The sequence below is a fragment of the Hymenobacter coalescens genome, from assembly GCF_054783195.1.
Window position 1 is genome coordinate 53,094 of sequence record NZ_BAAGRA010000026.1, and the last position, 24,750, is coordinate 77,843.

Genomic DNA, 24,750 nt, shown 5'->3' on the forward strand with positions numbered 1-24,750 from the left:
GCCGGCGTTTGTAAGACCGCCGCCGCCCGGCGGCGGTCTTACAAACGCCGTGCGCAAATTGCGCCGAAATTGCTTACCATTCCCTTTCGCTATGCCCCATACGCCAGCCGTCGAAATCATCACCATCGGCGACGAACTGCTTTACGGCCAGGTTATCGACACGAATTCGGCCTGGATGGGCCAGGAGCTGGGCCGCATCGGCTTGCGCATCCGCCAGATCAGCTCCGTCTCCGATCAGGCCGAGGAAATCGTGCGCGCCCTTGACCAGGCTCGCCAACGCGCGCAGGTGGTGCTCATGACCGGCGGACTGGGCCCGACCAAGGATGACCTGACCAAGCACGTGCTGGCCCGCTACTTCGGCTCGGAACTGGCCCTGTACGAGCCCTCCCTGCGCGACGTGGAGGCCATCTTCGCCCGCTTCAACCGCCCGATGCTGGAAGTAAACCGCCAACAGGCGTTTCTGCCCACGGCCTGCACGCCGCTGCGCAACACCGTCGGCACCGCGCCCGGCATGTGGTTCGACGGCGAGGATGGCGTGGTGTTCGTGTCCATGCCCGGGGTGCCCTTCGAGATGAAGCACCTGATGACCACGCACGTGCTGCCCAAGCTGCAGGCCCACTTCCGGGTGCCGCCCATTGAGCACGCCGTGCTGCAGACCGTCGGGCAAGGCGAATCTTTCCTGGCCGAGCAGATTGCCGGCTGGGAGGCGCAGCTGCCCCCGAACATGAAGCTGGCCTACCTGCCTTACCTGGGCGGCGTGCGCCTGCGACTCACCGCCACCGACGACGGCCAGCCCGATCTGCGCGGCCGCCTGGAAGCCCAGTTGCCCGCCGTGCGCACCCTGCTCGGCCCCTACCTCTACGCCGAGGGCGAAGTGAGCCTGGAGGCCGCCCTGGGCGCGCAGCTGCAGGAGCGCGGCCTTACCATCGGCACGGCCGAAAGCTGCACCGGCGGCTTTATCGCGCAGCGCCTGACCAGCGTGGCGGGTAGCTCGGCCTACTTCCAGGGCGCCGTGGTGGCCTACGCCAACGACGTGAAGGTGCGGCAGCTCGGCGTGCAGCCCGCCACCCTCGAAGCCCACGGCGCCGTGAGTGAGGCGACGGTGCGCGAAATGGCCGAAGGCCTGCGCCGCCAGCTGGGCGTCGACGTGGCCGTGGCCACCAGCGGCGTTGCCGGCCCGGGCGGCGGCTCCGCCGAGAAGCCCGTGGGCACATTCTGGCTGGCCTACGCCGACGCTCACCAGACCGTAGCCCGTAAGATCAGCTTCAACCGCGGCCGGCAGCTCAACATCGAATACATCAGCACCGTGGCCCTGAATCTGGTACGCCAGCACCTGCCGGCGGCGGAGCAAACGGCGGCTTCGCGCACGTAGGCAGCTGACAGGCAGCACCTTTTCAGCGCTGCCTAACAAGTGTTCGGGTCGGATTACGCGGCAATTGGCAAATCCGCTACCTTTGGCCCCGATTTCGGCTTTCCCAGCCGCTTTCATCCCCGAACAGACCAAGCTCCTCCCACCCCCAATTATCAAAGCAACCTCCGCATGGCACGAGTGGAAATGGTGATGCCCAAAATGGGCGAAAGTATCATGGAAGGCACCGTCCTGAAATGGCTCAAGCAGGTGGGCGACACCATTGAGCAGGACGAATCGGTGCTGGAAGTGGCCACCGACAAAGTGGACACCGAGGTACCCGCCATCCACGCCGGCGTGTTGCAGCAGATCTTGGTGGAGGAAGGCCAGGTAGTGGCCGTGGGCGCCCCCATTGCCGTCATCGAAACCGATGCCGCGGCGGCCTCCAACGGCCAGGCGCCGGCGGCCGCCGCTGCGCCGGCCGCTGCCCAGGAAGCGCAGGCTGCCGAAGCCGTTCCCTTCGTGCCGAATGCCGCCGCCGCCGCCGCCACTGCCGGCGGTGCGCAGCTCGGCGAGGCCCAGCCCGGCCGATTCTACTCGCCGTTGGTGCTCAACATCGCCCGCGAGGAAGGCATTTCGATGAGCGACCTGGAGCGTCTGCCGGGCACCGGCCAGCAGGGCCGCGTGACCAAAAAAGACATTCTGGACTACGTGGCAGGCCGCAGTCAGCAGCCGGCCCCGCAAGCGGCAGCCCCGGCAGCCGCTGCCGCCCCGGCCCCACAGGCCGCGCCCGTGCAGCCGGCTCCGCAAGCAGCCCCGGCCGCGGCGCCCGTTCCGCAGGCTGCCGCCGCGAGCAAGCCGGCGCCCTCGGTGAGCGGCACCCAGGAGCTGATCGAGATGGACCGCATGCGCAAGATGATTGCGCAACGCATGGTCGACTCGAAGCGCATTTCGCCGCACGTGACCAGCTTCGTGGAAGCCGACGTGACCGACATCGTGAATTGGCGCAACAAGCACAAGGACGCCTACAAAAAGCGCGAAGGCGAAAACCTCACCTTCACGCCCATCTTCATCCAGGCCGTGGCCCGCGCCATCCAGGACTTCCCGAACATCAACGTGTCGGTGGACGGGGACTACATTATCAAGAAGCGCGACATCAACATCGGCGTGGCCGTGGCCCTGCCCTCGGGCAACCTCATCGTGCCGGTGATTCACAACGCCGATCAGCTGAACCTGAACGGCCTCTCGAAGCGCGTGAACGACCTGGCCACCCGCGCCCGGGCCAACAAGCTGAAGCCCGAGGACCTGGAAGGCGGCACCTACACGCTCTCGAACGTGGGCTCCTTCGGCAACGTGATGGGCACGCCCATCATCATGCAGCCACAAGTGGCCATCATGGCCGTGGGCGCCATCAAGAAGAAGCCGGCCGTTATCGAGACGCCGCAGGGTGACCTGATCGGGGTGCGCCACTTCATGTTCCTCTCCCACAGCTACGACCACCGCGTGGTGGACGGCTCGCTCGGGGGCATGTTCGTGCGCCGCGTGGCCGACTACCTCGAGCAGTTCGACCCGAACACGGCCATCTAGTGCCGGCATGCCCGTACTTAAAGAAGCCCGTCATCCCGGCGGGCTTTTCTTTTTGACTTTCTTTTGGTTATGAAAAACTTCGCAACCCTCGGGGCCTTGATTATCTCGCTGGCCCTGATTGTGTACCTCTACATGCGCCTCACCGCAGCCGAGCGGGAGTTGGACCTGGTCCGCCGCCGGGCCGCCGACTGCGAGCAGGTAACGTTTCAGCTGCAAAACCAACTTACCGAGTTGAACCGCGCCAAGGAGGCCCAGGCCGGCCAACCGATTCCGGGGGAGCAGCACTAGCCCAGCCGAAATGCCCGTCATTCTGCGTTGCGCTCAGGATGAGGCCCGATTTTCCAGTCTGCCCAAAAACAAACCGGCTGCCTTCCTTGCGGAGGGCAGCCGGTTTGTTGTCGGCCGAAAGGCGTTTACAGCGCGGCCATGCTTTGTTCCAGCGCCGCAATCTTGGCTTCGGCGTCGGCGAGCTTCTGCCGCTCCCGTTCCACCAAGTCGGCCTTGGCATTCTGCACGAACTTCTCGTTGGCCAGCTTCTTGAGCACCGAGTCGCGGAAGCCCTGGGCGTACTCCAGCTCTTTGGAGAGGCGCTCCTTTTCCGCCCCCAGGTCAATCTGTCCTTCCAGCGGTACGAAGAACTCCACGCCACCCGACACGAAGCCCACGGCCGCGGCCGGCGCGGCCTCCACTACGCGGATGTCGCTCAGCGAAGCCAGCTTCCGGATGATGCCGTCGTACTCCTGCAACAGCTGCGCGTCGTCGGTTTTGGCGGCCAGCGTCAGGGGCTTGTTGGGGCCAAGGCCCTTCTGGTTGCGGATGTTGCGCACGCCCGCCACGATGTCCAGGGCCTTGTCCATGCGGCTGAGCAGCTCGGCGCCGCCGGCCACGGGGTGCTGCTTGGGCCAGGCGGCCACGCAAACGTAGTCCTTGGGGCCACGCTCGGCCAGGTGATGCCAGATTTCCTCCGTGATGAAGGGCATGAACGGGTGCAACAGCTTGAGCAGCTGCTCGAAGAAGCCGGTGGTGCGGCGCAGCGTTTCGGCGTCAATGGGCGCCTGGTACGCCGGCTTGATCATTTCCAGGTACACCGAGCAGAAGTCGTCCCACACCAGCTTGTAGACGGTCATCAGCGTGTCCGACATGCGGAACTTGTCGAAATGCTCGTCGAGCTGCTGCAGGGCGTCCTGCAGCTTGGCCTGAAACCATTCCGTAGCCTTCTCATTGGCGAAGGGCAGCGCTTCGTCCACCTCCCAGCCCTGGGTGAGGCGGAAGGCGTTCCAGAGCTTATTGGTGAAGTTGCGGCCCTGCTCCACCAGCTTCATGTCGAAGAGCAGGTCGTTGCCGGCCGGCGAGGAGAACAGCATGCCGGTGCGCACGCCGTCGGCGCCGTATTTGGCAATGAGGTCCAGTGGGTCGGGCGAGTTGCCGAGTTGCTTGCTCATCTTGCGGCCCTGGTCGTCGCGCACAATGCCCGTGAGGTACACGTTGCGGAAGGGCACGTCCTGGCGGTACTCCAGCCCGGCCATGATCATGCGCGCCACCCAGAAAAAGAGGATTTCCGGGGCCGTGACCAGGTCGTCGGTGGGGTAGTAATAGTTGACGTCGGCGTTGTCCGGGTCCTTGAAGCCGTCGAATACGGAAATGGGCCACAGCCAAGCCGAGAACCAGGTGTCGAGCACGTCTTCGTCCTGCCGCAAGTCACTGCCCTGCAAATCGTTGTTACCGCTCTGCTCACGCGCCAGTTGAAGCGCCTCCTCGTCGGTCAACGCCACCACATAGGTGCCATCGGGCAGGTAATAGGCGGGGATGCGCTGTCCCCACCACAGCTGCCGCGAGATGCACCAGTCGTGCACGTTCTCCATCCACGAGCGGTACATGTTCTTGAACTTGGGCGGGTGCAGCTTCACGCGGTCGTCCTCCACCACGGCCAGCGCGGGGCCGGCCAGGTGCTCCATTTTCAGGAACCACTGCAGCGAGAGGCGCGGCTCGATGACGGCCCCGGTGCGCTCGGAGGTCTGCAGAATGCTCGCGTACTCCTCCACCTTGGCCAGCAGGCCGGCATCCTCCAGATCCTTCACAATGGCGCGCCGCGCGGCGAAGCGGTCCTGCCCTACGTAGAGCACGGCCTTCTCGTTCAGGAAGCCGCCGTCGTCCAGTATGTCGATGACGGGCAGGTTGTGCTTCAGGCCCAGTTCGTAGTCGTTCAGGTCGTGCGCCGGGGTCACCTTCAGCGCGCCCGTGCCGAACTCAATGGTCACGTACTCATCCAGAATCACCGGAATTTCGCGGCCCAGCAGCGGAATGCGCACCTTGGCCCCGTGCAGGTGCCGGTACCGCTCGTCGGTGGGGTTCACGGCCACGGCCACGTCGGCCATGATGGTTTCGGGCCGCGAGGTGGCCACGGTGAGGAACTGGCCCTCCTGCCCCACTACCGGGTAGCGCAGGTGGTACATCTTGGCCTGGGTGTTCTTGGGAATCACTTCCTCGTCCGACAACGCCGTCCGGCCCTGCGGGTCCCAGTTGACCATGCGGATACCGCGGTAGATCAGCCCTTTGCGGTACAGATCCACAAACACGCGCAGCACGGCCTCGGTCAGTTCCGGCTCCATGGTGAAGCGCGTGCGCGACCAGTCGCAGGAGGCGCCCAGCTTCTTGAGCTGCTCCAGGATGATGCCGCCGTACTTTTCCTTCCACTCCCAGGCGTACTTGAGGAACTCCTCGCGGCTGAGGTCTTTCTTTTCGATGCCGCGCTCCTTGAGCATCTGCACCACCTTGGCCTCGGTAGCAATGGAGGCGTGGTCGGTGCCGGGCACCCAGCAGGCTTCCTTGCCCTGCATGCGCGCACGGCGCACGAGCACATCCTGAATGGTGTTGTTCAGCATGTGGCCCATGTGCAGCACGCCGGTCACGTTCGGGGGCGGAATCACTACCGAGTAGGCCGGTTTGCGCGGGTTGGGCTTCGAGTTGAAAAAGCCTTGCTCCTGCCAGCGTTGGTACCATTTTGCTTCGACCTCAGCAGGCTGGTAAGTCTTCGGGATGGACATAATCGGGAAAAATCGGTTCGGAATCGGCAAAAGTAGGCATTTCAACGCGGGGGCGGAAGTGGTGCCAACCCCGGTCACGGCATTGGACTTAATTAGGTTTTAATCTTGTACTCAAAAAGGAATAGTAGATTTGCGTAGCCACTACAGAATGTATTGGCCTAGATTTGCGAAAGGCAGCGTACATTTAGCTAGGAGACCCTTGCTTTCCATCCACGCATCACTTTAACCAGGATGACGACGTTGTTTAGTCGCTGGAAAAAACCAGCTCCCACCCCTGCGGCCGCCGCGCCCAGTGCCCAACCCCGCCCTGTAGAATTGCCTAGCCAAGGCTCGGTCCGGATCGGGATGGGCCAGTTGCTGGTGGAGGGCGGCGAACCGCTGCGCAACCTGGAGCGGGCGGCTCGCATGATCGGGGAAGGCGCTCAGCGGGGCTGCGACCTGATTTTGCTGCCCGAAACCCTGGATTTCGCCTGGACCCACCCCAGTGCCCTGACGGAAGCCCAGCCTATTCCAGGCCCGTATTCCGACCGCCTTTGCCAGGAAGCCGTGCGCCACGGCGTGTACGTGTGCGCGGGCCTGACGGAGCGCGCCGCCGACGGCCGCATCTACAACGCCGCCGTGCTGATCAACCCGCAGGGCGAGATTCTGCTGAAGTACCACAAGATCAACCTGCTGACCGTCGAGCAACCGTTCTACGAAGTCGGGCAGACACTCAACGTCATCGATACGCCCCTGGGCAAGCTCGGCCTGAACATCTGCGCCGATAACTACATCGACGGGCTGCCCATCGGGCACACCCTGGCCCGCATGGGCGCTGAAATCATCCTTTCGCCGTCGTCGTGGACGGTGGACTACTCTCTGACCGAGGAAGACGACCCCTACCACGAGAAGTGGATCAAGCCTTACCAGATTCTGGCCTCCTACTACAACGTGGTGGTGGTCGGAACTACCTCCGTCGGCTACATCGTTGGCGGGCCGTACGAAGGCAAGAAAAGCATCGGTTGCTCGCTGGCGGTAGCGGCCGACGGCATCCGGGCGCAGGGCAAGTTCAATGAATTTGCCGGTGAACTGATCGTTGCGGACCTGCCGCGTCCGCAGCGCCCCGAGCGCGGCACCGCCATTACGGAGCGGCTGCGGCAGCGCGGCTTTCGCTTCGACGAACTTCCCACCCACCCCTGACCGCCGCTTTCCACACCACCGTTTTCCCCCGCCTATTGTCACACGTTTACCCCATGTCTTCCACCCCCGTATTGGACGCCGTCGAATCACCCATTGACCGGCCCACCCCCCCCGCGGATTACCAGCAGTGCCCGCGGTGCATCATGGACACGACGGTGCCGGGCATCCGCTTCGGCGGGCCGGCGGGCGAGTGCAACTTCTGCGCCCTGCACGACAAGATGGAGCGCGAAAACCCGCTCGGGGCAGCCGGCGAGGCGTACGTGCGGCGCGCGGCGGCGGAGATGAAGCGCCTGGGCCGCGGCGGCAAGTACGACTGCGTGCTGGGCGTCAGCGGCGGGCGCGACAGCTCCTTCACGCTCTGGTACTGCGTCGTGCAGCTGGGCCTGCGCCCGCTGGCCGTGCACTTCAACGACGGCTTCGGCAACCCCGTGGCGGGCGAGAACATGGTCAAGGCCTGCCGCCGCCTGGGCGTGGAGCTGCGCACCATCACCTCCGACTGGCGCGAGTCGCGGGACTTGAAGATTGCCTTCCTGAAGGCCTCCACCCCCGACATCGAGGAGGGCACGGACGTGGGCATCGCCACGGCCCTCTACGGGGTGGCGGCCAAGGAAGGGGTCAAGCGCATCGTCATCGGCCAGTCCTTCCGCACCGAGGGCATCTGCCCGCTGGCCTGGAACTACCTCGACGGCAAGTACCTGAAGGCCGTGCACCGGCGCTTCGGCTCGGTGCCGCTGCGCCCCTGGACGCCCACCGACCCGGGCTTCCACCTGGACGTCAAAGAGCTGTTCTACTACACCGTCTGGCGCGGCATCAAGACCGTCACGCTGCTCTACCACGTGCCCTACGTGCGCCGCGACGTGGACCAGCTGCTCGAGCGCGAGCTGGACTGGCAGAACCCGGGCGCCCACTACTTCGACGACCTCTACCAGAGCGTGATTTACTACCTGAACCGGGTCAAGTTCAACATCGACCGGCGCCTGTTCAACTACTCGGCCCTGGTGCGCTCGGGCCAGATGACGCGCCAGGAGGCCCTGGCCAAGTGCCGCCACGTCAACCCCATCGAGGACGAGCAGGTCATCCGCCTCTGCCTCAAGCGCCTGGGCCTGAGCCGCCCCGAGTTCGAGCAGATCCTGCAGGCCCCGGTCAAGAGCTTCCGCGACTACCCCAACAACTACGCCCTGATCCGCCTGCTGCGCGCCCCCATCTGGCTCGCCAGCAAGCTGCGCCTGCTCCCCGAGTCGGCCTACGACAAGTACTTCAACTGCGGCTAGGCTTACTCCGGCCCCAACAAAAAACCCGCTCCGAGTCCGGAGCGGGTTTTTTGTTGGCTTCGTCGGAAGTCCGTTTTAGGCGATGTGCAGCCAGTCTTTCTTCTGCAGCAGGCGCTCCTGGGTTTCGCGGTAGTCCGGGTCGTCCACGCAGCAGTCTACGGGGCACACGGCGGCGCACTGGGGCTCTTCGTGGAAGCCCACGCACTCGGTGCACTTGTCCGAGACAATGTAGTAGTACTCGTCGGAAACGGGCGTCTGGGGGCTGGTGGCATCTACCTGCTTGCCGCCATCCACCTCAATGGTGCCTTTCAGCGTGGTGCCGTCGGCCCAGCGCCAGTTCGCGCCGCCTTCGTAGATGGCGTTATTCGGGCATTCTGGTTCGCAGGCACCACAGTTGATGCACTCGTCGGTAATCATGATGGCCATGGCCGTAGGTCGTCGGTTGAGAGTTGGAAGTATAGCTGATACGCAGCCGCGGGGGCCGGAGGTTTGCTGACCGGGCCGGGCAGGCGCGGGAATGGAACGCGCACAGCCGGGCAAAAGTAGTACCGCCCGGGGTTTCTTGCGAACTTTCGCCCCGGATTCCCGCTTTTCCTTTCCTATGACCCACGCCGAACGACTCGCTGCCTTTATCCGCCTGGGGCAGCGCCTGCGCACCCTCTCCGACGACGAACTGCTTTCGCTGGCTTTCCGCGCCCGCAACCACAACCCCTGGTTCGACGAGCCCAACGTGCGCGACGCGGTAGCCGGCGTGGCGCACCTGCTCGACGCCGAGCCGCTCACGGCCTGGGCCGCCCGTTACCCGGCCGAGCCCCAGGGCGAGCCGCGCCGCGTGGGCGTGGTCATGGCCGGCAACATTCCGCTGGTGGGGTTTCACGACCTGCTGTGCGTGCTGCTGAGCGGCCACACGCTGCTGGCCAAGCTCTCCAAGGACGACAACATCCTGCTCCGCTGGGTGGGCGCGCAACTGCTCGAGCTAGAGCCCCGCTTTGCCGAGCGGCTGCGGTTTGTGGAAATGCTGCGCGACGCGGACGCATTCATCGCCACGGGCTCCGACAATACGGCCCGCTACTTTGAATACTACTTCAGCAAAAAGCCCCACCTGATTCGGCGCAACCGTTCCAGCGTGGGCGTCATTGCCGGACTGGAGCCGCGCGAAGAACTCGCCAAGTTCGGCGCCGACATCTTCCGCTACTACGGCCTGGGCTGCCGCAACGTCTCGAAGCTGCTCGTGCCGGCCGGCTACGACTTCACCCCCTTTCTGGACGCCATGCAGCCCTGGGAGCAGGTCGACAACCACAACCGCTACCACAACAACTACGACTACCAAAAAAGCCTGCTGCTGGTAAACCGCGTGCCACACCTCGACAACGGGTTCATGCTCGTCACCGAGAGCATGCAGCTGGTGTCGCCCATTTCGGTGCTGCACTACAGCGAGTACCAGGGCGAAGACGACCTGCGGCAGCAGCTGGCCGATATTGCCGACAAGACGCAGATCATCGTGTCGGTCAACGGCTGGTACCCGGATTCGGTGCCGGCCGGGCTGGCGCAGCAGCCGGGCGTGGGCGATTACGCCGACGGGGTGGATACCATGGCCTTTTTGACGGCGTTGACGTAGAAAAACCGCCGCGCCTGTTCTTCCCCGTTTCATGCGTCCTCCACGGGCCGTACACTTTTTGGCACGGTTGTTTGTTCTTCCGCTACAGCACTCACCCGATTTGTACGCCTATGCTAGTCGTCAGCCAATCGGCCGAAACCGTTGCCAAGGAAACGATTCCGACCCTTCATTTCCCCCACGAAGACGTCCTCGCCACGCCCGAAGAGCGTCGGCTGCGGCGCCTGGATGCTGAGCGCGCCTGCGCCCTCGGCAACAACTACCACGGCAAGCTTGACATCTACTTCAAGACGGCCGAGGACGAAACGAAGCGCGTGCAAACCACCGTGTGGGGCGTGCACGAAACCTACCTTACCCTGAAAGCCGGCATTACGCTGCCGCTGCACGCCATCGTCGGCTTCGATTTCTACTAAGCTCGGGAGCATTCAGCCCCAGCTCCTGTCTTGCGCAGATCTGACTTCCAGCAAAAAGCCCGGCCTTAATTGGCCGGGCTTTTTGTTTGCCTGCTTCGATGGGGCTCCTCGAAAGCCGCATCCGGGTTGGCTATACGCGCGCCAGGGTCGTAGCAATCAGGTCGTTGACAATCTGGTCGCTGTTTTCGGCGAATTCGCCGGTGGCCCGATTGGCCACAATGGCGTTCAGCGACACGATTTCGTGGCCCAGCATGCGGCCCAGGGCGTAGTAGCCAGCGGTTTCCATCTCGAAGTTGGTGAGGCGGAAGGTGCCTTCTGGGTTGCTGAACTGCACCGTGCGCAGGCGCTCCAGCAGATCAGGGTAGCGCGGCTCCAGGCGCAGGGTGCGACCCTGCGGCCCGTAGAAGCCCGGGCAGGTTACCGTGTTGCCGTTGACCATGCCCGCTCCGATCTGCTCGCGCAGCAAATCGGAGCCCAGCACGCAGTACGGACGGTAATCGAGGCCGACGGCCTGCTGCACGGCGGTGGCGAATTCCACCTCGGCGCCGGTTTCCACCAGCGGGTAGAATTGCATCAGCGACTCCAGGCCCACCGCGTGCTCGGTCACCAGGTGCGAGCCCACCGGAATGTCGGCCTGCAGCGAGCCGCTCGTGCCCACGCGGATGATGCGCAGGGCAATGCGCTCCTCGATGGGGCGCGGCTGCCGCGTCACGAAGTCGATGTTGACGAGGGCATCCAGCTCGTTGAGCACGATGTCAATGTTGTCGGTACCGATGCCGGTGGACACGACCGTGAGGCGCTTGCCGCGGTAGTAGCCCACGTGGGTCACGAATTCGCGCTTGGCCACTTCCGTCTCGATGGAGTCGAAGTGCTGGCTGACCTGCGCCACGCGGTCGGGGTCGCCGACGGTGATGATGGTATCGGAAATGTGGTCGGGCAGCAGGTTCAGGTGGTAGATGCTGCCGTCGCGGTTCAGGATGAGCTCCGACGAAGGAATCGGCATGATGGTTCGGGTGAGAGTGAAGATTAAGAAAGGTCGGTGTAGCCGCGGTCGAAGCGGGTGCCCCGCAATTCGATACCGAGGTAATTAAGGCGGTCCTGAAGGTCGCGCTTTTGAAGTAGGAAGCTTTTGAGGTCGAGGTGGCCGGCGGAGCGCGCATCCAGCAGTTGATCGAGCCGGTGCCGAACGCTCATCTGCTCCAGCATTACTTGGTACAGGCGCCAAGTGTTCGTTGTACGAAACTCGGCAAAGTCGAACGCGCCCGATTGCGCTTCACCGGTGATTTTTTCAAGGGAATTGCCGGCTCGAAAAGGAAAAGAAACCTGTTGACCAAATTCGAAGGAAGGGGTGCGCCGAATGTATTGAGTGAACCCGGCCGCTCGGAAACTTAGGTAGCCATTATGAAATTGAATCACCCATTCCCCATCGGGCTCCTTCTCTATCCCGTCTATTTCAAGTGCATTTTCTTTTGAAAGTCCTCCGATAAAATCGAAATCGAATTCTACGTTCTGCACTTCCCAAAACACCAGCGTTGCCGGTGCCACCCAGAAAGTAAACCCGGCGCCTTCTACCTCCGGCTGGTTCCACTGAAAGATGTAGTCGATATCCAGCAGCAGTTCCTCTCCTGCCAGCCGCCAAGCATACACCGAAGCGTCATGCCAACCCATGCGGTCGAAATCGGCCTCCGTCCAGAGCCATTTTTCCAACTCGTAAGCTTCTGGTGCTTCCATTGGCGGCAAACCTCGGGTAAAAAACGAAAAAACCCCGGCCGCAGCCAGGGTTTTTGGTAACATTCCGGTAACGCAGGTCACGCAGAGCCGCTTATGAAAGCACCGGCGGACGGTACGACGAGAGGCCCTGCTCGGGGTTGTAGTGGTTGCTGAGCTTGGGGTAGGTGCCGGTACCGTCGTACGGGCGCTTGTCAGGGTGCTGCTGGCAGGCGTCGGAGCAGGCGCCTTCGCGCTGCTCGGCGCAGCTCTCGCAGAGCACCACGTGGGCGTTGCAGTGCGGGTTGGCGCAGTTGACCATCCGCTCGTCGGGCTGGCCGCAGCTGATGCAATGGGCCACCAACGTAGGGTTCACCGTGTTCACGTCGACGGCCACGCGCCCGTCGAACACGTAACACTTGCCCTCGAAATCCTCGCCGCCGGTTTCGAGGCCGTACTTGATGATGCCGCCGTGCAGCTGGTAGACGTTTTCGAAGCCTTGATCGAGCAGAAAGGCCGACGCCTTTTCGCACTTGATGCCGCCGGTGCAGTAGGTTAGGATCTTCTTGTCCTGGTACTGGCGCAGCTCCTCTACTTTCTCCGGAAACTCGCGGAAGTTGCCGATGTCGAGGGTCACCGCGTTTTTGAAGCGGCCGAGGTGGTGCTCGTAGTCGGAGCGCACGTCCAGAATCACCACGTCGTCGCGGTCCTTCATGGCCTTGAACTCCTCCGGGGAGAGGTGCACGCCGGTGCGTTCGTAGGGCTTGATGGCGGGCAGCCCCACGTGCACGATTTCGGGCTTGATGCGCACGTGCAGCTTCTGGAACGTGTGCTCCGGCGCTTCTTCTACCTTGAACTCCAGCGCGCCGAAGCGTGCATCGGCCTTGACCGCCTGCATGTACGCCTCGCAGTCGGCCACGGTGCCCGACACGGTACCGTTGAGCCCCTCGCCCGCCACGATGATGCGGCCGCGCAGGTTCAGGCGCAAACACAGCCGGTGGTGCTCCTCGCGGAAAGCCACCGGGTCTTCGATGTGCGTGTAGCAGTAATAAAGCAGTACGCGGTAATCCATCTTGATGGGAATGAAGAAGGAAGTAGGAGGAAGGAAGAATGCGGAGTATTGGTTGCAACAACCGATTTCTCCTTCTTCATTCCTCCTTCCCCATTAAACCTTGGTAGCGGGGTTGCCGAACACGGTCTGGTTGGCGGGCACGTCGGCCACCACCACGGCGCCGGCCCCCACGCGGGCCTTGGCGCCGATTTTGACGCCGGATACGACGACGGCGCCCGAACCGATGAAGGCCTGCTCCCCAATTTCCACGTCGGCATTGATGACGGCTCCGGCCCCTACCTGCACGTAGTCGGCGAGTTGGGCGCGCACGTCCACCACGGCCCGCACGCCGATCAGGCAGCCGTTGCCCACCTTGACGTCGGAGGCCAGCACCGCACCGGCCGATACGAGGTTGCCGTGGCCCAGCCAGGCGTGCTCGGCCACGCTGGCAGCGCGGTGAATAGCGTTGACGGGCACCTGCTCGTATTCCTGGCGCAGCATGTTGGTGAGGGCCTTGCGCGAAGCCGTGTCCTCGGTGGCCACGAATACTTCGCACTTCTTGCCGAGAAGCTTGAGCATCTCCTCGTCGTCGGTAGCGCCCATGATGGGCACCTCGTGCAGGTCGGTATCTTTCAGCTTGGGGTTGTCGTCGAGCAGGCAGTACACCACCACGTCGTTGCTGGTAAAGGCGTCGAGGGCAGCGGTGCCGACGGTCTGGGCACCAAGAATGATTACGGGGTTTTCCATGCGCGATTCTACGGGGAACGGCGCCCGCAGCTGGGGCGCACTAAGCCGCAAAGATACGGCTGGCGCGTGGAATGGCCTAGGTCGCTGTGCAGCAGGCAACGCGCGGCTCAATGCAGCCCCAAGGCCCGCAGCCGTCGCAGCCACCCACCCGCCGTGGGCTGGCTGACCAGCAGGTACACCAGCAAGGGCAGCCACGGCGCGCGGTAGCGGCTAAGCGTCCCTAAGTTGGGCGTACTCAGTCCCACCAGCGCCGCCAGCAGCAGGCAGTACGTGAGCAGGGCCAGCGCCAGCGCAAAGGGCAGTGGCGCCCACCGTTGTTGGAAGCAGTCCCACAGTGCTGCCGCCGTCAGGATCAGCAGGGCCAGGTTTTCGAGCGCGGCGAAACCGTAGAACACCGTGTCGCCCTCCCAGGCAAAGGGCCGAAACAGCGTACTGGCCACGGCTTTCGGCGTGTAGCGCAGAATGCTTTCGGGAGTAGGCGCCAGCTCCGGCAGTGCCACGTGCGGCCGCCCCGCCGACTTTTGCAGCAGCGCCGCGTAGGTGCGCGTCAGTTGGCTGGCGAACTTGTTGAACCGGAACACCGGGCTCACTTGTCCGGCCAGCCAGATGCCGGCCACCAGCAGCACGCCAAAAAGCAAAGCCTGCGCGCTGCGGTGGCGCATCGGCCCGCCCAGCAGCTCTGCTGACCGCACCACTGCCAGGGCCAGCAACACCGCCAGCAGGGCCCCGCCGAAGAAGAACCGCATTTTGAAGCTCAGCCAGGCGCCCAGCAGCGCCAGCAGTACCCATCCCAGCCGCACCGCCGGGGCCGGCTCGTAAAGGAGCCTCAGCGCAGCAGCCAGCAGCAGGGCGCAGCCCGCCAGCAGCAAGCTTTCCTTGGTGATGCCGCTGGACCAGTACGTAGCCGAAGGCCAGAGCAGCAAGCCAACGAGGGCGGCCCCGCGCGTACCGGGAAACAGCTGGCTGAGGACTCGCACCAACATCCAACAGGCCGCAAAGCTGGCCACCGACAGGTAAAGCGCCTCGACCAGCATCGAACCGCCCGTCACCACGTTGAGCGCCGAAACTACCTTGATGAAAAACAGCGTGTTGGAGTAGCCGTGGAACACCATGTGGTAGCCCCCGAAGTGAAATTCCTCGCTGCCTAGCATGTGCAGCCACCCGGCGGGCTCGGCCCAGAGCTGCGCCGCGAACCGCCCGGCCCAGATGTGAAAGTGCAACGCGTCGTCGCTGGGACGAATGGTGCTGATGGCGCCGGCAATGAGGCGCAGGGCCAGCGCCGGCAGCAGGTAGCGGCGCAAGCGGGGCAGCCGGTGCTGCGCCAGCAGCCAGCGGCTTAGGCCAAACAGAATGGCGGCGTTGCCGGCCACCAAGAGCAGCAGCTTCACGAAGCGGTCAGGGGCACATTGCGTTGAAGGATGCGGCTGCCGATGGCACAATGCAGGCAGCGGCGCGGCTGGCAGTAGCCGCGCTGCAAAGCTAGTAGGCCCTGCGAGTCGGCGGCGGTGCGGTGGCGAAACTGCAGGGCCTCGTAGGGCGCCAGCACGCTGTTCTGCTCGCGTGGCAGCTGCGCCAGCAGCTCCACGGCCGCTTCTACCGCTTCCTGATTGCCTACGGAGCGGGCGTGGGCCACCCGCAGCGGTACCACCACATTGCTAATGAGCAGGTGCGCGCTGCTGCGGCCCAGGCCCGGCACCCGCACGGCGGGTACTCCCGGGCGGTAATGGCGCTGCCAGTAGGCGCCCAGTGGCGCCAACAGCACCCGCTCCAGGGCCAAGACGTCGGGCGCATCGAGCAGGGGCTGAAACAGCCGGGGCTGGGCGTGAATCAGCGCGGCGAGCTGGGCCAGCCGCACCGTAGGAAAGTTGGCCGGGCGCAGGCGCAGGAAATTCCACTCGTGCGCGGCCAGCGCGGCGGGCTGCAGCCCGTATTTGTGGGCCAGGAAGTCGTATTCCGCCCGTAGTGCCCGGCAATAGTCATCCGGGGCTTCGGCCGTTGGCGGCAGCAAACCACTTTGGCCCAGCAGCAGCGCCTCGGTCAGGCGCGCATCGTGGCGGTGGCGGCGCAGCACGGCCAGCGGGAGGGTCTGCGCCAGACGGGCCAGCGGCTCGGTGTTTTTCTTGAAGCCGAAGCCCGCCGCCAGCGCGTGCCAGGCCGTGGTTTCCCAGTCCTGGCCGTGGCGCTCGTGCAGCAGCTGCACCGCATCGGCTTTCTGCTCCACGCGCTCCAGCAGCACCCGCTCCACCATGCTGAGCCGCGTCACTTCGGGTACCGTGGCCACGGCCCCGGCGCAGGGCAGGGCTGCCGGCACATCGGCGGCCATCAAGGCTTCGTAGGCGCCGAGCAGGCTGGGCAGCAGCCGCGGCTGCAGGGCCAGGGCAGGCACTTCGCTGCCGTCGGTGCGGCGCACGGGCTGATCGGCGGCGTGCACCACGTGCAGAATGACCTGGTCGTACTTGCGGTCCGTTTGGTGCTGGTGGCGGTGCCAGTCGGAGGCGCGCAGGTGAATTTCCACCGCGCCGTTCCACTCCACGTCGCCGATCATCAGGCGGGCGCCAAGGAAATCGGGACCGGCGTCGGCGTTGCGAAAACCGGGCTTGAGCACGATGATTGGCTCGCCCTGCTCGGTGCGCAGGCTGGCCTTATCGAAATACTGATGCTGCCACACGTAGTGGAGAAAATCTTCTTGCATCGCGGGGTAAGGATGACGGCTAACGCATAGTTGAACAGCTAAATATAGACGCCAAGGAGTAACTTGTGCCACCTGCCCCAATTGTGTTCTTATTGCGCGCCGAATTCGATAGCCGCGTGGCGGCTGAAAGTACCCGCCGGGCCCTGGTGGTCATGTACCGCTCCCGCTTTACCCTGAATTATTCTTCCCGCTACGTTCGGCGGGCCCTGGAATTATTGCACCAGAGTGCCGAGGCCGGCAACGTCAGTGCCGCCGGCTTCCTGGGCCTGGCCTACGGCGACGCCTGGGGCGTGGAGCAGGATTATGCACAGGCCGTTTTCTGGTTACAACGCGCTGCTGACTCGGGCCACGCGCTGGCAACTTTTAACCTCGCCATCTGCTACGATAACGGCCACGGCGTGGAGCGCAACCGCATCCGTGCCTGGCAACTGTACCGCCAATTGGCGGCGAATGGCAACGCTGCTGCCATGCACCACGTGGGCAACATGGCCCTACACGGCCACGGCGTTGAGCAAAGCCACGTGTTGGCCCGCCGATGGTTTGGCCGTGGTGCCCGTTTCGGTAACCCCAAGGCTATGCTGGAATACGGCCGCTGCCTGTGCCAAGGCCAGGGCGGCCCCGCCGCGCCAAACGAGGAATTTACTGGCTCGAACGCGCCGTAGCCCACGGCAAATTCAAAGCGGCCGTGGCACTAGGGCAATACTACCTGCAGCCGCCGGCCAGCTACGCTGACGCGGCGCGCTGGCTTACGCTGGCCGTCGAGCAAGGCGGGCAGGCCGTCCGTCCTTCCGCCCTGTTCTACTTAGGCCAGGTAGCCCAGCAACAGCCGCAGCTGTTGCCCGTTCACCGCCAGGATCCGGCTGCTTATTTTCGCCGCGCCGCTGGGTACGGCCATTAGGGAGCCGCCTTAGCCTTGGCGCAACTCAGCGGCGAAGTATTTTAAACACCGCGGCCCGCCTCCGCCGGAGTGGCAGAAGCGGGCCGCAAGTAGCGTCGGCCAGCCGAAGCTTAGCGCAGATCAATCACCTTCACGCCTTTGTACTTGGCCTTGTCGAAGGCGAAGGTGGTGGCGTCCACCGGCGTGTTGGGCTCGAATTTCTTGATGGCGAAGGTATAGCGGTTGCCGTTCTTCTTGAACATCTTCCAGCTCTTCACCGACTTGTCGACCTTACTCACGTTCAGGCGCACTTTGTACACCTGATTGTTGTGGTCTTCCGGCGACAGCTCAATCACGTCGCAGGCCACGCCGCCTTCCTTGGTTTCGCCGGCGTAGGTGTACTTGTAGCCCTTCTTGTAGAGCGTGTAGATCTGCGAGGGCGAGATTTCCTGGTCGTCGGCTTCGTAATCCGAGATGTTCACCTCGTTTTCCGACTTCATGTAGGTCCACATCGTCTGGCCGTTGTTGATGACCTCCTGGCCGTTGAGCTTCAGCCGAAACTTGGTGCCGCTCACGATGATGTCGCCGTTCATGTTTTCTTTCACCTTGGCCGTCTGGTTTTCCAGGGTCTGCGTGAAAGAGGCCTTGAACGACTTCATGGCCTGGTACTTGGCGCTCATCTGGTCCAGAATCTTGGCAGCCTTGGGGTCCTGCTGCGCATCTGCCGATTGCATAAACGCAGCGGCGAGGGCCAACAGGGCAACGAATTTTTTCATGGGAGAGGTAGGGAGTTCAGAAGGAGAACTGCGACTATGAGACGTACAAAACGTCAGTTTGTTTAAAAGAAATCCGACAAACCGACTTTTGCGCGTTTCGGCGGCGCAGCGGGGTTACTTGGGCAGGCTATTCAACAACTGTTCCAAAGCGTATTCGTCGGGGATAAGTACCTCCCGGGCCTTGCTGCCCTCGAAGGGTCCGACGATGCCCGCGTGCTCCAGCTGATCGATCAGGCGGCCGGCGCGGTTGTAGCCCAGCTTAAGCTTGCGCTGGATAAGCGAGGTGCTGCCCTGCTGGTGCAGCACGATGACGCGTGCGGCTTCCTCAAACATGGAGTCGCGCTCCGCGGGGTCGAAGTCCTCGCCGCCGTTGCCGCCGCCGCTCTCGCCCACCACCTCCGGCAGCATGTACGCGTCGGGGTAGCCCTGCTGCTCGCCGATGTAGTCGCAGAGGCGGTCTACCTCGGGCGTGTCGATGAAGGCGCACTGCACCCGGATGATGTCGGAGCCCTGCGAGATGAGCATGTCGCCCTGGCCCACGAGTTGGTCGGCACCGCCCGCATCCAGGATGGTGCGCGAGTCGATTTTGCTCGTCACCTTAAAGGAAATCCGGCACGGGAAGTTGGCCTTGATGATGCCGGTAATCACGTTTACCGACGGGCGCTGCGTGGCCACGATGAGGTGAATGCCGATGGCGCGGGCCAGCTGCGCGAGGCGCGCAATGGGCGTCTCGACTTCCTTGCCGGCGGTCATCATCAGGTCGGCCAGCTCGTCGATGACGAGCACGATGAAGGGCATGAAGCGGTGGCCCTTCTTCGGGTTCAGCCGGCGCTCCATGAACTTGCGGTTGTACTCCTTCAGGTTGCGGCAGCCCGCGTCCTTCAGCAGGTCGTAGCGCCGGTCCATCTCCATGCAGAGGGAATTCAGCGTGTTCACCACCTTCTTGGTGTCGGTGATGATGGCTTCCTCCGTGTCGGGCAGCTTGGCCAGGAAGTGCCGCTCGATCTTGTTGAAAATGCTCAGTTCCACCTTTTTCGGGTCGACGAGCACGAACTTGAGCTGGGCGGGGTGGCGCTTGTAGAGCAGCGAGGCCAGAATCACGTTCAGGCCCACCGACTTGCCCTGGCCCGTGGCCCCGGCCATCAGCAGGTGGGGCATCTTCGCCAGGTCCACCACAAACACCTCGTTGGTAATGGTGCGGCCGAAGGCAATCGGCAAATCCATTTCGGTGTGGGCAAACTTCTCGGTGCTGAACACCGAGCGGATCGACACCATCTCTTTCTTGGTGTTCGGCACCTCGATGCCGATGGTGCCCTTGCCCGGAATGGGCGCGATGATGCGGATGCCGAGGGCCGCCAGGCTCAGGGCAATGTCGTCTTCCAGGCTCTTGATCTTGGAAATGCGCACCCCGGCGTCGGGCACGATTTCATAGAGCGTCACCGTCGGGCCGATGGTAGCCTTGATGGAGGCGATGTTGATGCCGTAGTGGCCCAGCGTCTCCACGATGCGGTCCTTGTTGGCCTCCAGCTCCTCCTTGCTCACCTGGGCCTTGGCCTGGCCGTAGTCGTTGAGCAGCTCCAGCGTCGGGTACTGGTAGCGCGAGAGGTCGAGCGTGGGGTCGTAGTTGACGGCCGGCATGGTGTCGGCGTCCTCGTCTTCCTCGGCAATGACGGCCATGTCGGCCCCGGCGGCGGGGTCCAGCTCAGCCCGGTCCCGCTCGATGGTCAGCTCGGGCTCGGCGGGCATTTCCACTTCAAACGACGGTCCCTTGCTGGGCACGGCGGCCGGTGCGCTCGGCGCCGGCAGCGGGGCGTCGTCATCGGCCAGGTCGGCCAACGACAACGGCGTGGGCACGCGGGAAGCCGCCGCCACGGCGGGTTCCGCCGCGGGGGCTTCGATGGAAAAGCTCGGACCGGCGCTGACGGCAGCGGCGGCAGCGGCGGCAGCAGTAGAAGCGGCAGTGGCTCCGTTCAGGCCACCCAGGGCCAACGAGGCGCCAGTGGCCACCGTCGCGGCGGGGGTTACTTCCCAGGGCGGCGTGCCATCCTCGTCTTCGTCCACGGTCAGGGTAAGTTCCGGGCGGGCAGGGGCAGGCTCGGGTTTCGTGGCGGCCGGTTTCGGCGCCGGTGCCACAGGTTTAGCTACCTCCGCCACCGGCCCGACGTTGCGCACCGTGAAGCCCAGGTCCTCCCCTGCTTCGTCTTCTTCCGGGTCGCTCACCGCCGCACTTCGGGCAGCCTGGTTCCCACCGGTTTCACCACCTCGGGCGGCTGCCGGGGCATCCTCCGCGTCATCTTCCTCCGCACCCAGGGCGCGGCGGGGCAGGTTCAGGGTGGTTACGTTGAAGAAGCCCACCACGAAGGAAATCAGCAGAAAAGCCAGCAGCAGCACCGTGCCCCAGCCAATCAGGCTGTCGAGCCACAGCGCGGCCTCGTAGCCCACGCGGCCGCAAAGAAAATCGAGGCTGTGGGCGGTGCGCGGATCGGTGCCGGGCGTCTGAATGCTGAGCACGAGGTAACCCATCAGCATGCTCAGCCAGAGCATGGCAAACAGGCACACGGCCAGCACAAAGCTGATGGACACCTCGGTACGGCGAAACACAATCTTGTAGCCGGCCGCGAAGGCCACCGGAATCAGCGCAAACGCGGCAATGCCGAAGCCCTGCAGGATAAGCAGGTGCGCGGCCCAGGCCCCGAGCAGGCCCAGCCAGTTACCGGATTCCTGCCCGGCTTCCTTGACCGGCGTCTGGGCCAGGCCCTCTACTACGCTCTGGTCGGCGTGGCCGGTGAAGAGGTAGGAAAAGAAGGCAATGGTTAGGTACAGCGAGGCCAGCAGGAAAAAGAAGCCGGTAAACAGCTGGAAGCGGCGGTCCGAGAGAAACCCCAGCGCGCCGCCCAAATCCGGGAGCTTCAGGGGCTTGCGCGGTACCTTGGGCGCGGCCGGGGCCGCCCGGCGCGGTTCCCGCTCACGCGGCGCAGGCTCGGGCGCAGCCACCTTGGGTTGATTGCGCGCCGGGCGGGGTTCGTTCGTGGCGCGGGGGGCCGAGCCGTTCGCGGGTTTGTAAGTATTCTTTGCCATTTAGACGCACCAAAGGGCCGAAATTACGGGTTTAAGGCGAGATGCCGCCGGGAAGAAATGCGGAGTTTGGGCCGGCAAGCCCAGAAAACGCCGGAAAGCAGTGCGCATTGCCCGGGCCGCACGGACGCTCCGGCGCGGCTGGCCACGTGCCGTGCCCGCCTACTCCGCTCCGACTTCATAAATATACAGCTCCCAGTACGCCCCGGGCGCGGTAAAATGGCCCGCCGGGCGCAGCCCGGCCACTGCCGGCCGGGCCAGCCGCGCTGCTGACAACACGTAGCGCCCCCCCAGCCGCCGAAACGCCCGGGCATCGAAGCGCCAGTCGCGGACCACAGCCCGATCCTGGCGCCCGACGCGGAAGTTGCGGCCCAGCTCGGTCGAGAACAGGTAGCAGCGGCTGCCCCAGTCGTCGAAGTAGCGCCGCAGCTCCGGGCTCTTGGCCAGCTCGGCGGCAATCAGGGGCCGAAATTGGTGCTTGTAGGCCAGGGGGTAAGTGCTCTGGTAGCTGTCGAGGGTGTGGAAGCCGCTGAGCTGGGCCACGGCGGGCGGCAGGCCCAGGCAGGCGACGCGCCAGGCCGCGGCGGGCTGCCCGCTGCGCCGCTCCAGGCTGAGGCGGACCTCCCGCAGCAGCTCCGGCGCCAGGTACTGCTGCCACGAAGGCTCGTGCGCAGCGGGACGGCCGGCCCAGCGGCGCAGGTTCTGGGTCCACTCGGGGTTGTTGGCCAGCCCCAGCAGCAGCTGCGATACCACCAGCCCCGAGCGCACCGGGCCGGCCGGCAACGCCCGCAGCGCCAGCACCCACAGCCCAAACCAGAGCAGCGGCGTCAGGAAGTGAAAGCGGCTGAGGTTGAAAGCGCCCAGCGACGGGGCTATGCGCTGCACCGGCCCCATCAGCTGCGGGTAGAAGCCGCAGAACACTGCCAGGGCCGCCAGTCCGGCCAGCCCGCTCAGTGCGTATCGGCGCCAGACGGCACTTGCAGGCGTCCGCCGCCAATAGCCCAGCGCCGCCAGCCCCAGCGTGAGGAGGATAACGCCGCGGAAAAAGCGGCTGGCGTGGTACTGCCCCCAGATAAAATACTGCCAAGCGCTGCGCAAGCCGGCGCCGAAGCCTTGCGGGGTCAGTTCGGCGAGGCGAAACTCCACCCGGTGCGGCACAAACCGCGGCCGCAGCACGGTGCTGCTGATCAGGGGCCACTCCACCACGGCGTAGCCCAAGGCCAGCACTACTACCCCACCCCAGGCGCCCAGCGGCCAGCGGCGCGCGCGCACGCCATCCGTGAGCAGCAGCAGGCCAAAGGCCGCCACCACGAAAAACCCGGCCAGCACCAGCATCGACCAGAGGGGGAACAGCAGCAGAATCAGCCAATCGGGCCAGCGGCCGCGGCCGGCGCGCAGGTTCAGCAGCGCCAGCGCGGGCCAGGGCGTGCCCAGCGCCGACAGCCCGTACATGTTGTGGGCCGGCAGCACCGCCCAGGCCAGGGCCACGGCGGCCGCCAATGGCCGTTCTTCGGGCCGCCCGAGGCCGTAGCGGCGCAGCAGCAGGTACATGCCCAGCAGGGCCACCAGCCGCACCAGCACTTCGTTAGTCCAATAAGCCACCAAGGGCGGCAGCAGGCCGAACAGTCCGACCGTCACATTCAGCCCCGGCCGCTGCGCGCTGCGCGGCAGCCCGTTCATGATGGCCGGAATGGTCGTCTCGGGCCGGTAATCCAGCGCCACGCCGAAGCGATGCAGCAGCACCGGCACGCTGACCTCCGCGTCCAGGTTGTCGTCGAGCAGCACGTAACTGTCGGGGCCGCGCAGCAGGCAGGGCAGCCACAGCAACAGCAGCGCCAGCAGGGCCCACAACAGGGGCCGCCGGCCAAAGGGCAAACGTGGAGCATTCATGGGCCGCAAAGGTCGCAGGCGGCCGCAAGCTTTTGGCAGCTGCCCGGATAAATCCTTACTTAGGCCATATCAGCAGCCCCTATCCCCTTAGCATGCGCCTGCAGGATCTATACAACACCCGGGAGCAGGTGTACTGCTCGATCCAGTTCGACCCGGTCAACCAGTGGCTCTACGCGACCTGGGCGGGCCCCGTGCCCACCAGCGACGCGGAGCGCGGCGCCGAGGCTTACCTTTCCACGCTGCGCCACTTTTATTCCCCGGCTCTGCTCAACGACAACAGCCAGATTTCGGGGCCGTGGTTTGACTCCACTGATTGGCTGGAGCAAATCTGGGCCCCGGCCGCCGCCGCGCTGGGGCTGCGCTTCATCGCGCACGTCACCGCGCCCGGCATGCTGGCTGCTACCGCCGACGTAGCGGCCCGGCAGCCCTTCGGCGAGCAGTTCGAACTACAGATTTTCGATGACCTCGCCACGGCCCAGGACTGGCTGCGCGCGCAGTTGCGCACGCTGAAGCGGGCAGAGGAAAAATCACCGACTGGCTAGGCCGGCGCCGCAGACGTTAGCTGCGCGGGTGGAAGGCCGTGATGACCTGCCGCAGGTAGTCGCGGTCGAGGTGGGTGTAGATTTCGGTGGTGGTGATGCTTTCGTGGCCGAGCATCTCCTGCACGGCGCGCAGGTCGGCCCCGCCTTCGATGAGGTGCGTGGCGAAGGAGTGGCGAAAGGTGTGCGGGCTGATGACCTTGCTGATGCCCGCTTTGGCGGCCGTGTCCTTAATGATGTTGAACACCATCACGCGCGACAGCGCCCCGCCGCGCCGGTTCAGAAATATGATGTCCTCGGAGCCGCGCTGCACGTCCAAGTGGCAGCGCACGCCTTCCAGGTACAGGCCCACGTGCTTGAGCGCGTCACGGCCAATGGGTACCAGCCGCTCCTTGGAGCCCTTGCCCATCACCCGCACGAAGCCCTGGTCGACGTATAGGTTGGAAAGGCGCAGCCCGATCAGCTCCGAGACGCGCAGGCCCGAGGAATACAGCACTTCCAGCATGGCCCGGTTGCGGGTACCCTCGTTGGTGCTCAGGTCGATGGCCGCGAGCATCTGCTCCACTTCCGCGTAGCTGAGCGTGTCGGGCAGCTTGCGCCCCAGCTTGGGCGACTCCACCGTGTCGGTGGGATCCTGCTGGGCTAGGTCCTCGATGAGCAGGAACTTGTAGAACGCCCGCAGCCCCGAGAGCGTGCGGGCCTGGGAGGTGGCCGTCAGGCCCAGCTCGGCCAGCCAGGCGAGAAATTCGCGGACCAGGCCCGTGGTGACCTGAGCGGGCCCGCCCGGCCGCTGGTTGATTTCCAAGTACTGCCGCAGCTTGTCCACGTCGCGCACGTAGGCTTCGATGGAGTGGCCCGACAACGACTTTTCCAGCCGCAGGTAGCCTTCAAACTGCTTTAATGCCAGGTTCCAGTTCAGCGCCATAGTCCGGCAAAGCT

22 protein-coding genes are annotated in these 24,750 nt (G+C 64.5%); 10 read left to right on the forward strand and 12 right to left on the reverse strand.

All coding sequences use genetic code 11. From position 1 onward, the window contains the following. Positions 1-91: 91 nt before the first annotated feature. The 3 genes from ACYVKQ_RS21845 to ACYVKQ_RS21855 all read left to right on the forward strand — a co-directional run bounded on the left by ACYVKQ_RS21845 (position 92) and on the right by ACYVKQ_RS21855 (position 3,223). Entirely contained in the window at positions 92-1,372 is a 1,281-nt protein-coding gene (locus ACYVKQ_RS21845) for a competence/damage-inducible protein A (RefSeq protein ID WP_460677493.1), read from the forward strand. Between the two features lie 168 nt (positions 1,373-1,540). Beyond that, on the forward strand, positions 1,541-2,935 hold the full coding sequence (locus ACYVKQ_RS21850; protein ID WP_460677494.1) for a dihydrolipoamide acetyltransferase family protein: 1,395 nt from the start codon (positions 1,541-1,543) through the stop codon (positions 2,933-2,935). 69 nt (positions 2,936-3,004) lie between these two features. Further along, positions 3,005-3,223, forward strand: coding sequence for a hypothetical protein (locus tag ACYVKQ_RS21855; protein ID WP_460677495.1), 219 nt, complete (start codon positions 3,005-3,007; stop codon positions 3,221-3,223). A gap of 125 nt (positions 3,224-3,348) precedes the next feature. Here ACYVKQ_RS21855 and ACYVKQ_RS21860 read toward each other — a convergent pair whose 3' ends face one another. Then, entirely contained in the window at positions 3,349-5,979 is a 2,631-nt protein-coding gene (locus ACYVKQ_RS21860) for a valine--tRNA ligase (RefSeq protein ID WP_460677496.1), read from the reverse strand. 315 nt (positions 5,980-6,294) lie between these two features. Here ACYVKQ_RS21860 and ACYVKQ_RS21865 point away from each other — a divergent pair, with 315 nt between their 5' ends. Together ACYVKQ_RS21865 and ACYVKQ_RS21870 are read left to right on the forward strand one after the other, a co-directional pair. After that, positions 6,295-7,158, forward strand: coding sequence for a carbon-nitrogen hydrolase family protein (locus ACYVKQ_RS21865; RefSeq protein ID WP_460677497.1), 864 nt, complete (start codon positions 6,295-6,297; stop codon positions 7,156-7,158). A 53-nt stretch (positions 7,159-7,211) separates the two neighbouring features. Further along, entirely contained in the window at positions 7,212-8,429 is a 1,218-nt protein-coding gene (locus ACYVKQ_RS21870) for an adenine nucleotide alpha hydrolase family protein (RefSeq protein ID WP_460677498.1), read from the forward strand. A 75-nt stretch (positions 8,430-8,504) separates the two neighbouring features. On the opposite strand, the gene ACYVKQ_RS21875 is transcribed toward ACYVKQ_RS21870, so the two are convergent. Next, entirely contained in the window at positions 8,505-8,855 is a 351-nt protein-coding gene (locus ACYVKQ_RS21875) for a 4Fe-4S dicluster domain-containing protein (protein WP_460677499.1), read from the reverse strand. A gap of 175 nt (positions 8,856-9,030) precedes the next feature. Here ACYVKQ_RS21875 and ACYVKQ_RS21880 point away from each other — a divergent pair, with 175 nt between their 5' ends. Next, entirely contained in the window at positions 9,031-10,047 is a 1,017-nt protein-coding gene (locus ACYVKQ_RS21880) for an acyl-CoA reductase (protein WP_460677500.1), read from the forward strand. A gap of 110 nt (positions 10,048-10,157) precedes the next feature. Beyond that, positions 10,158-10,457, forward strand: coding sequence for a hypothetical protein (locus ACYVKQ_RS21885; RefSeq protein WP_460677501.1), 300 nt, complete (start codon positions 10,158-10,160; stop codon positions 10,455-10,457). Between the two features lie 130 nt (positions 10,458-10,587). Here the strand turns inward: ACYVKQ_RS21885 and ACYVKQ_RS21890 are convergent, their stop codons facing one another. From ACYVKQ_RS21890 to ACYVKQ_RS21915, 6 genes are all read right to left on the reverse strand, one after another. After that, a complete protein-coding gene (locus ACYVKQ_RS21890) occupies positions 10,588-11,460 on the reverse strand; it encodes a nucleoside phosphorylase (RefSeq protein ID WP_460677502.1) in 873 nt (290 codons plus the stop codon). Positions 11,461-11,483: 23 nt separating this feature from the next. Continuing rightward, entirely contained in the window at positions 11,484-12,251 is a 768-nt protein-coding gene (locus tag ACYVKQ_RS21895) for a hypothetical protein (RefSeq protein WP_460677503.1), read from the reverse strand. Positions 12,252-12,279: 28 nt separating this feature from the next. Further along, positions 12,280-13,236, reverse strand: coding sequence for an oxygen-dependent tRNA uridine(34) hydroxylase TrhO (gene trhO, locus ACYVKQ_RS21900; RefSeq protein WP_460677504.1), 957 nt, complete (start codon positions 13,234-13,236; stop codon positions 12,280-12,282). A 93-nt stretch (positions 13,237-13,329) separates the two neighbouring features. Further along, positions 13,330-13,962: a NeuD/PglB/VioB family sugar acetyltransferase gene (locus tag ACYVKQ_RS21905; RefSeq protein WP_460677505.1), complete on the reverse strand. Its 633-nt coding sequence runs from the start codon at positions 13,960-13,962 to the stop codon at positions 13,330-13,332. Positions 13,963-14,069: 107 nt separating this feature from the next. After that, positions 14,070-15,350: a hypothetical protein gene (locus ACYVKQ_RS21910; protein WP_460677506.1), complete on the reverse strand. Its 1,281-nt coding sequence runs from the start codon at positions 15,348-15,350 to the stop codon at positions 14,070-14,072. Further along, positions 15,347-16,654 carry a DUF2851 family protein gene (locus ACYVKQ_RS21915; RefSeq protein ID WP_460677507.1) on the reverse strand — a complete coding sequence of 436 codons (1,308 nt, stop codon included), beginning with the start codon at positions 16,652-16,654 and terminating at the stop codon, positions 15,347-15,349. The genes ACYVKQ_RS21910 and ACYVKQ_RS21915 overlap by 4 nt, the downstream gene beginning before the upstream one ends. Before the next feature lie 83 nt (positions 16,655-16,737). Here ACYVKQ_RS21915 and ACYVKQ_RS21920 point away from each other — a divergent pair, with 83 nt between their 5' ends. After that, a complete protein-coding gene (locus ACYVKQ_RS21920; RefSeq protein WP_460677508.1) occupies positions 16,738-17,316 on the forward strand; it encodes a tetratricopeptide repeat protein in 579 nt (192 codons plus the stop codon). A 23-nt stretch (positions 17,317-17,339) separates the two neighbouring features. Continuing rightward, entirely contained in the window at positions 17,340-17,552 is a 213-nt protein-coding gene (locus ACYVKQ_RS21925) for a hypothetical protein (RefSeq protein WP_460677509.1), read from the forward strand. A 110-nt stretch (positions 17,553-17,662) separates the two neighbouring features. Here the strand turns inward: ACYVKQ_RS21925 and ACYVKQ_RS21930 are convergent, their stop codons facing one another. The 3 genes from ACYVKQ_RS21930 to ACYVKQ_RS21940 form a co-directional block, all read right to left on the reverse strand. Beyond that, entirely contained in the window at positions 17,663-18,307 is a 645-nt protein-coding gene (locus ACYVKQ_RS21930) for a LolA family protein (RefSeq protein ID WP_460677510.1), read from the reverse strand. A 114-nt stretch (positions 18,308-18,421) separates the two neighbouring features. Then, on the reverse strand, positions 18,422-21,385 hold the full coding sequence (locus ACYVKQ_RS21935; protein WP_460677511.1) for an FtsK/SpoIIIE family DNA translocase: 2,964 nt from the start codon (positions 21,383-21,385) through the stop codon (positions 18,422-18,424). A gap of 159 nt (positions 21,386-21,544) precedes the next feature. Then, positions 21,545-23,272 (reverse strand): DUF6044 family protein, encoded by a 1,728-nt coding sequence (locus ACYVKQ_RS21940; protein WP_460677512.1) that lies wholly within the window; start codon positions 23,270-23,272, stop codon positions 21,545-21,547. A gap of 92 nt (positions 23,273-23,364) precedes the next feature. On the opposite strand from ACYVKQ_RS21940, the gene ACYVKQ_RS21945 reads away from it, so the two are divergent. Further along, positions 23,365-23,814 (forward strand): hypothetical protein, encoded by a 450-nt coding sequence (locus ACYVKQ_RS21945; protein WP_460677513.1) that lies wholly within the window; start codon positions 23,365-23,367, stop codon positions 23,812-23,814. 16 nt (positions 23,815-23,830) lie between these two features. Here ACYVKQ_RS21945 and xerD read toward each other — a convergent pair whose 3' ends face one another. Beyond that, positions 23,831-24,736, reverse strand: a complete 906-nt coding sequence (xerD, locus tag ACYVKQ_RS21950) for a site-specific tyrosine recombinase XerD (protein ID WP_460677514.1) — start codon at positions 24,734-24,736, stop codon at positions 23,831-23,833. Positions 24,737-24,750 lie beyond the last annotated feature (14 nt).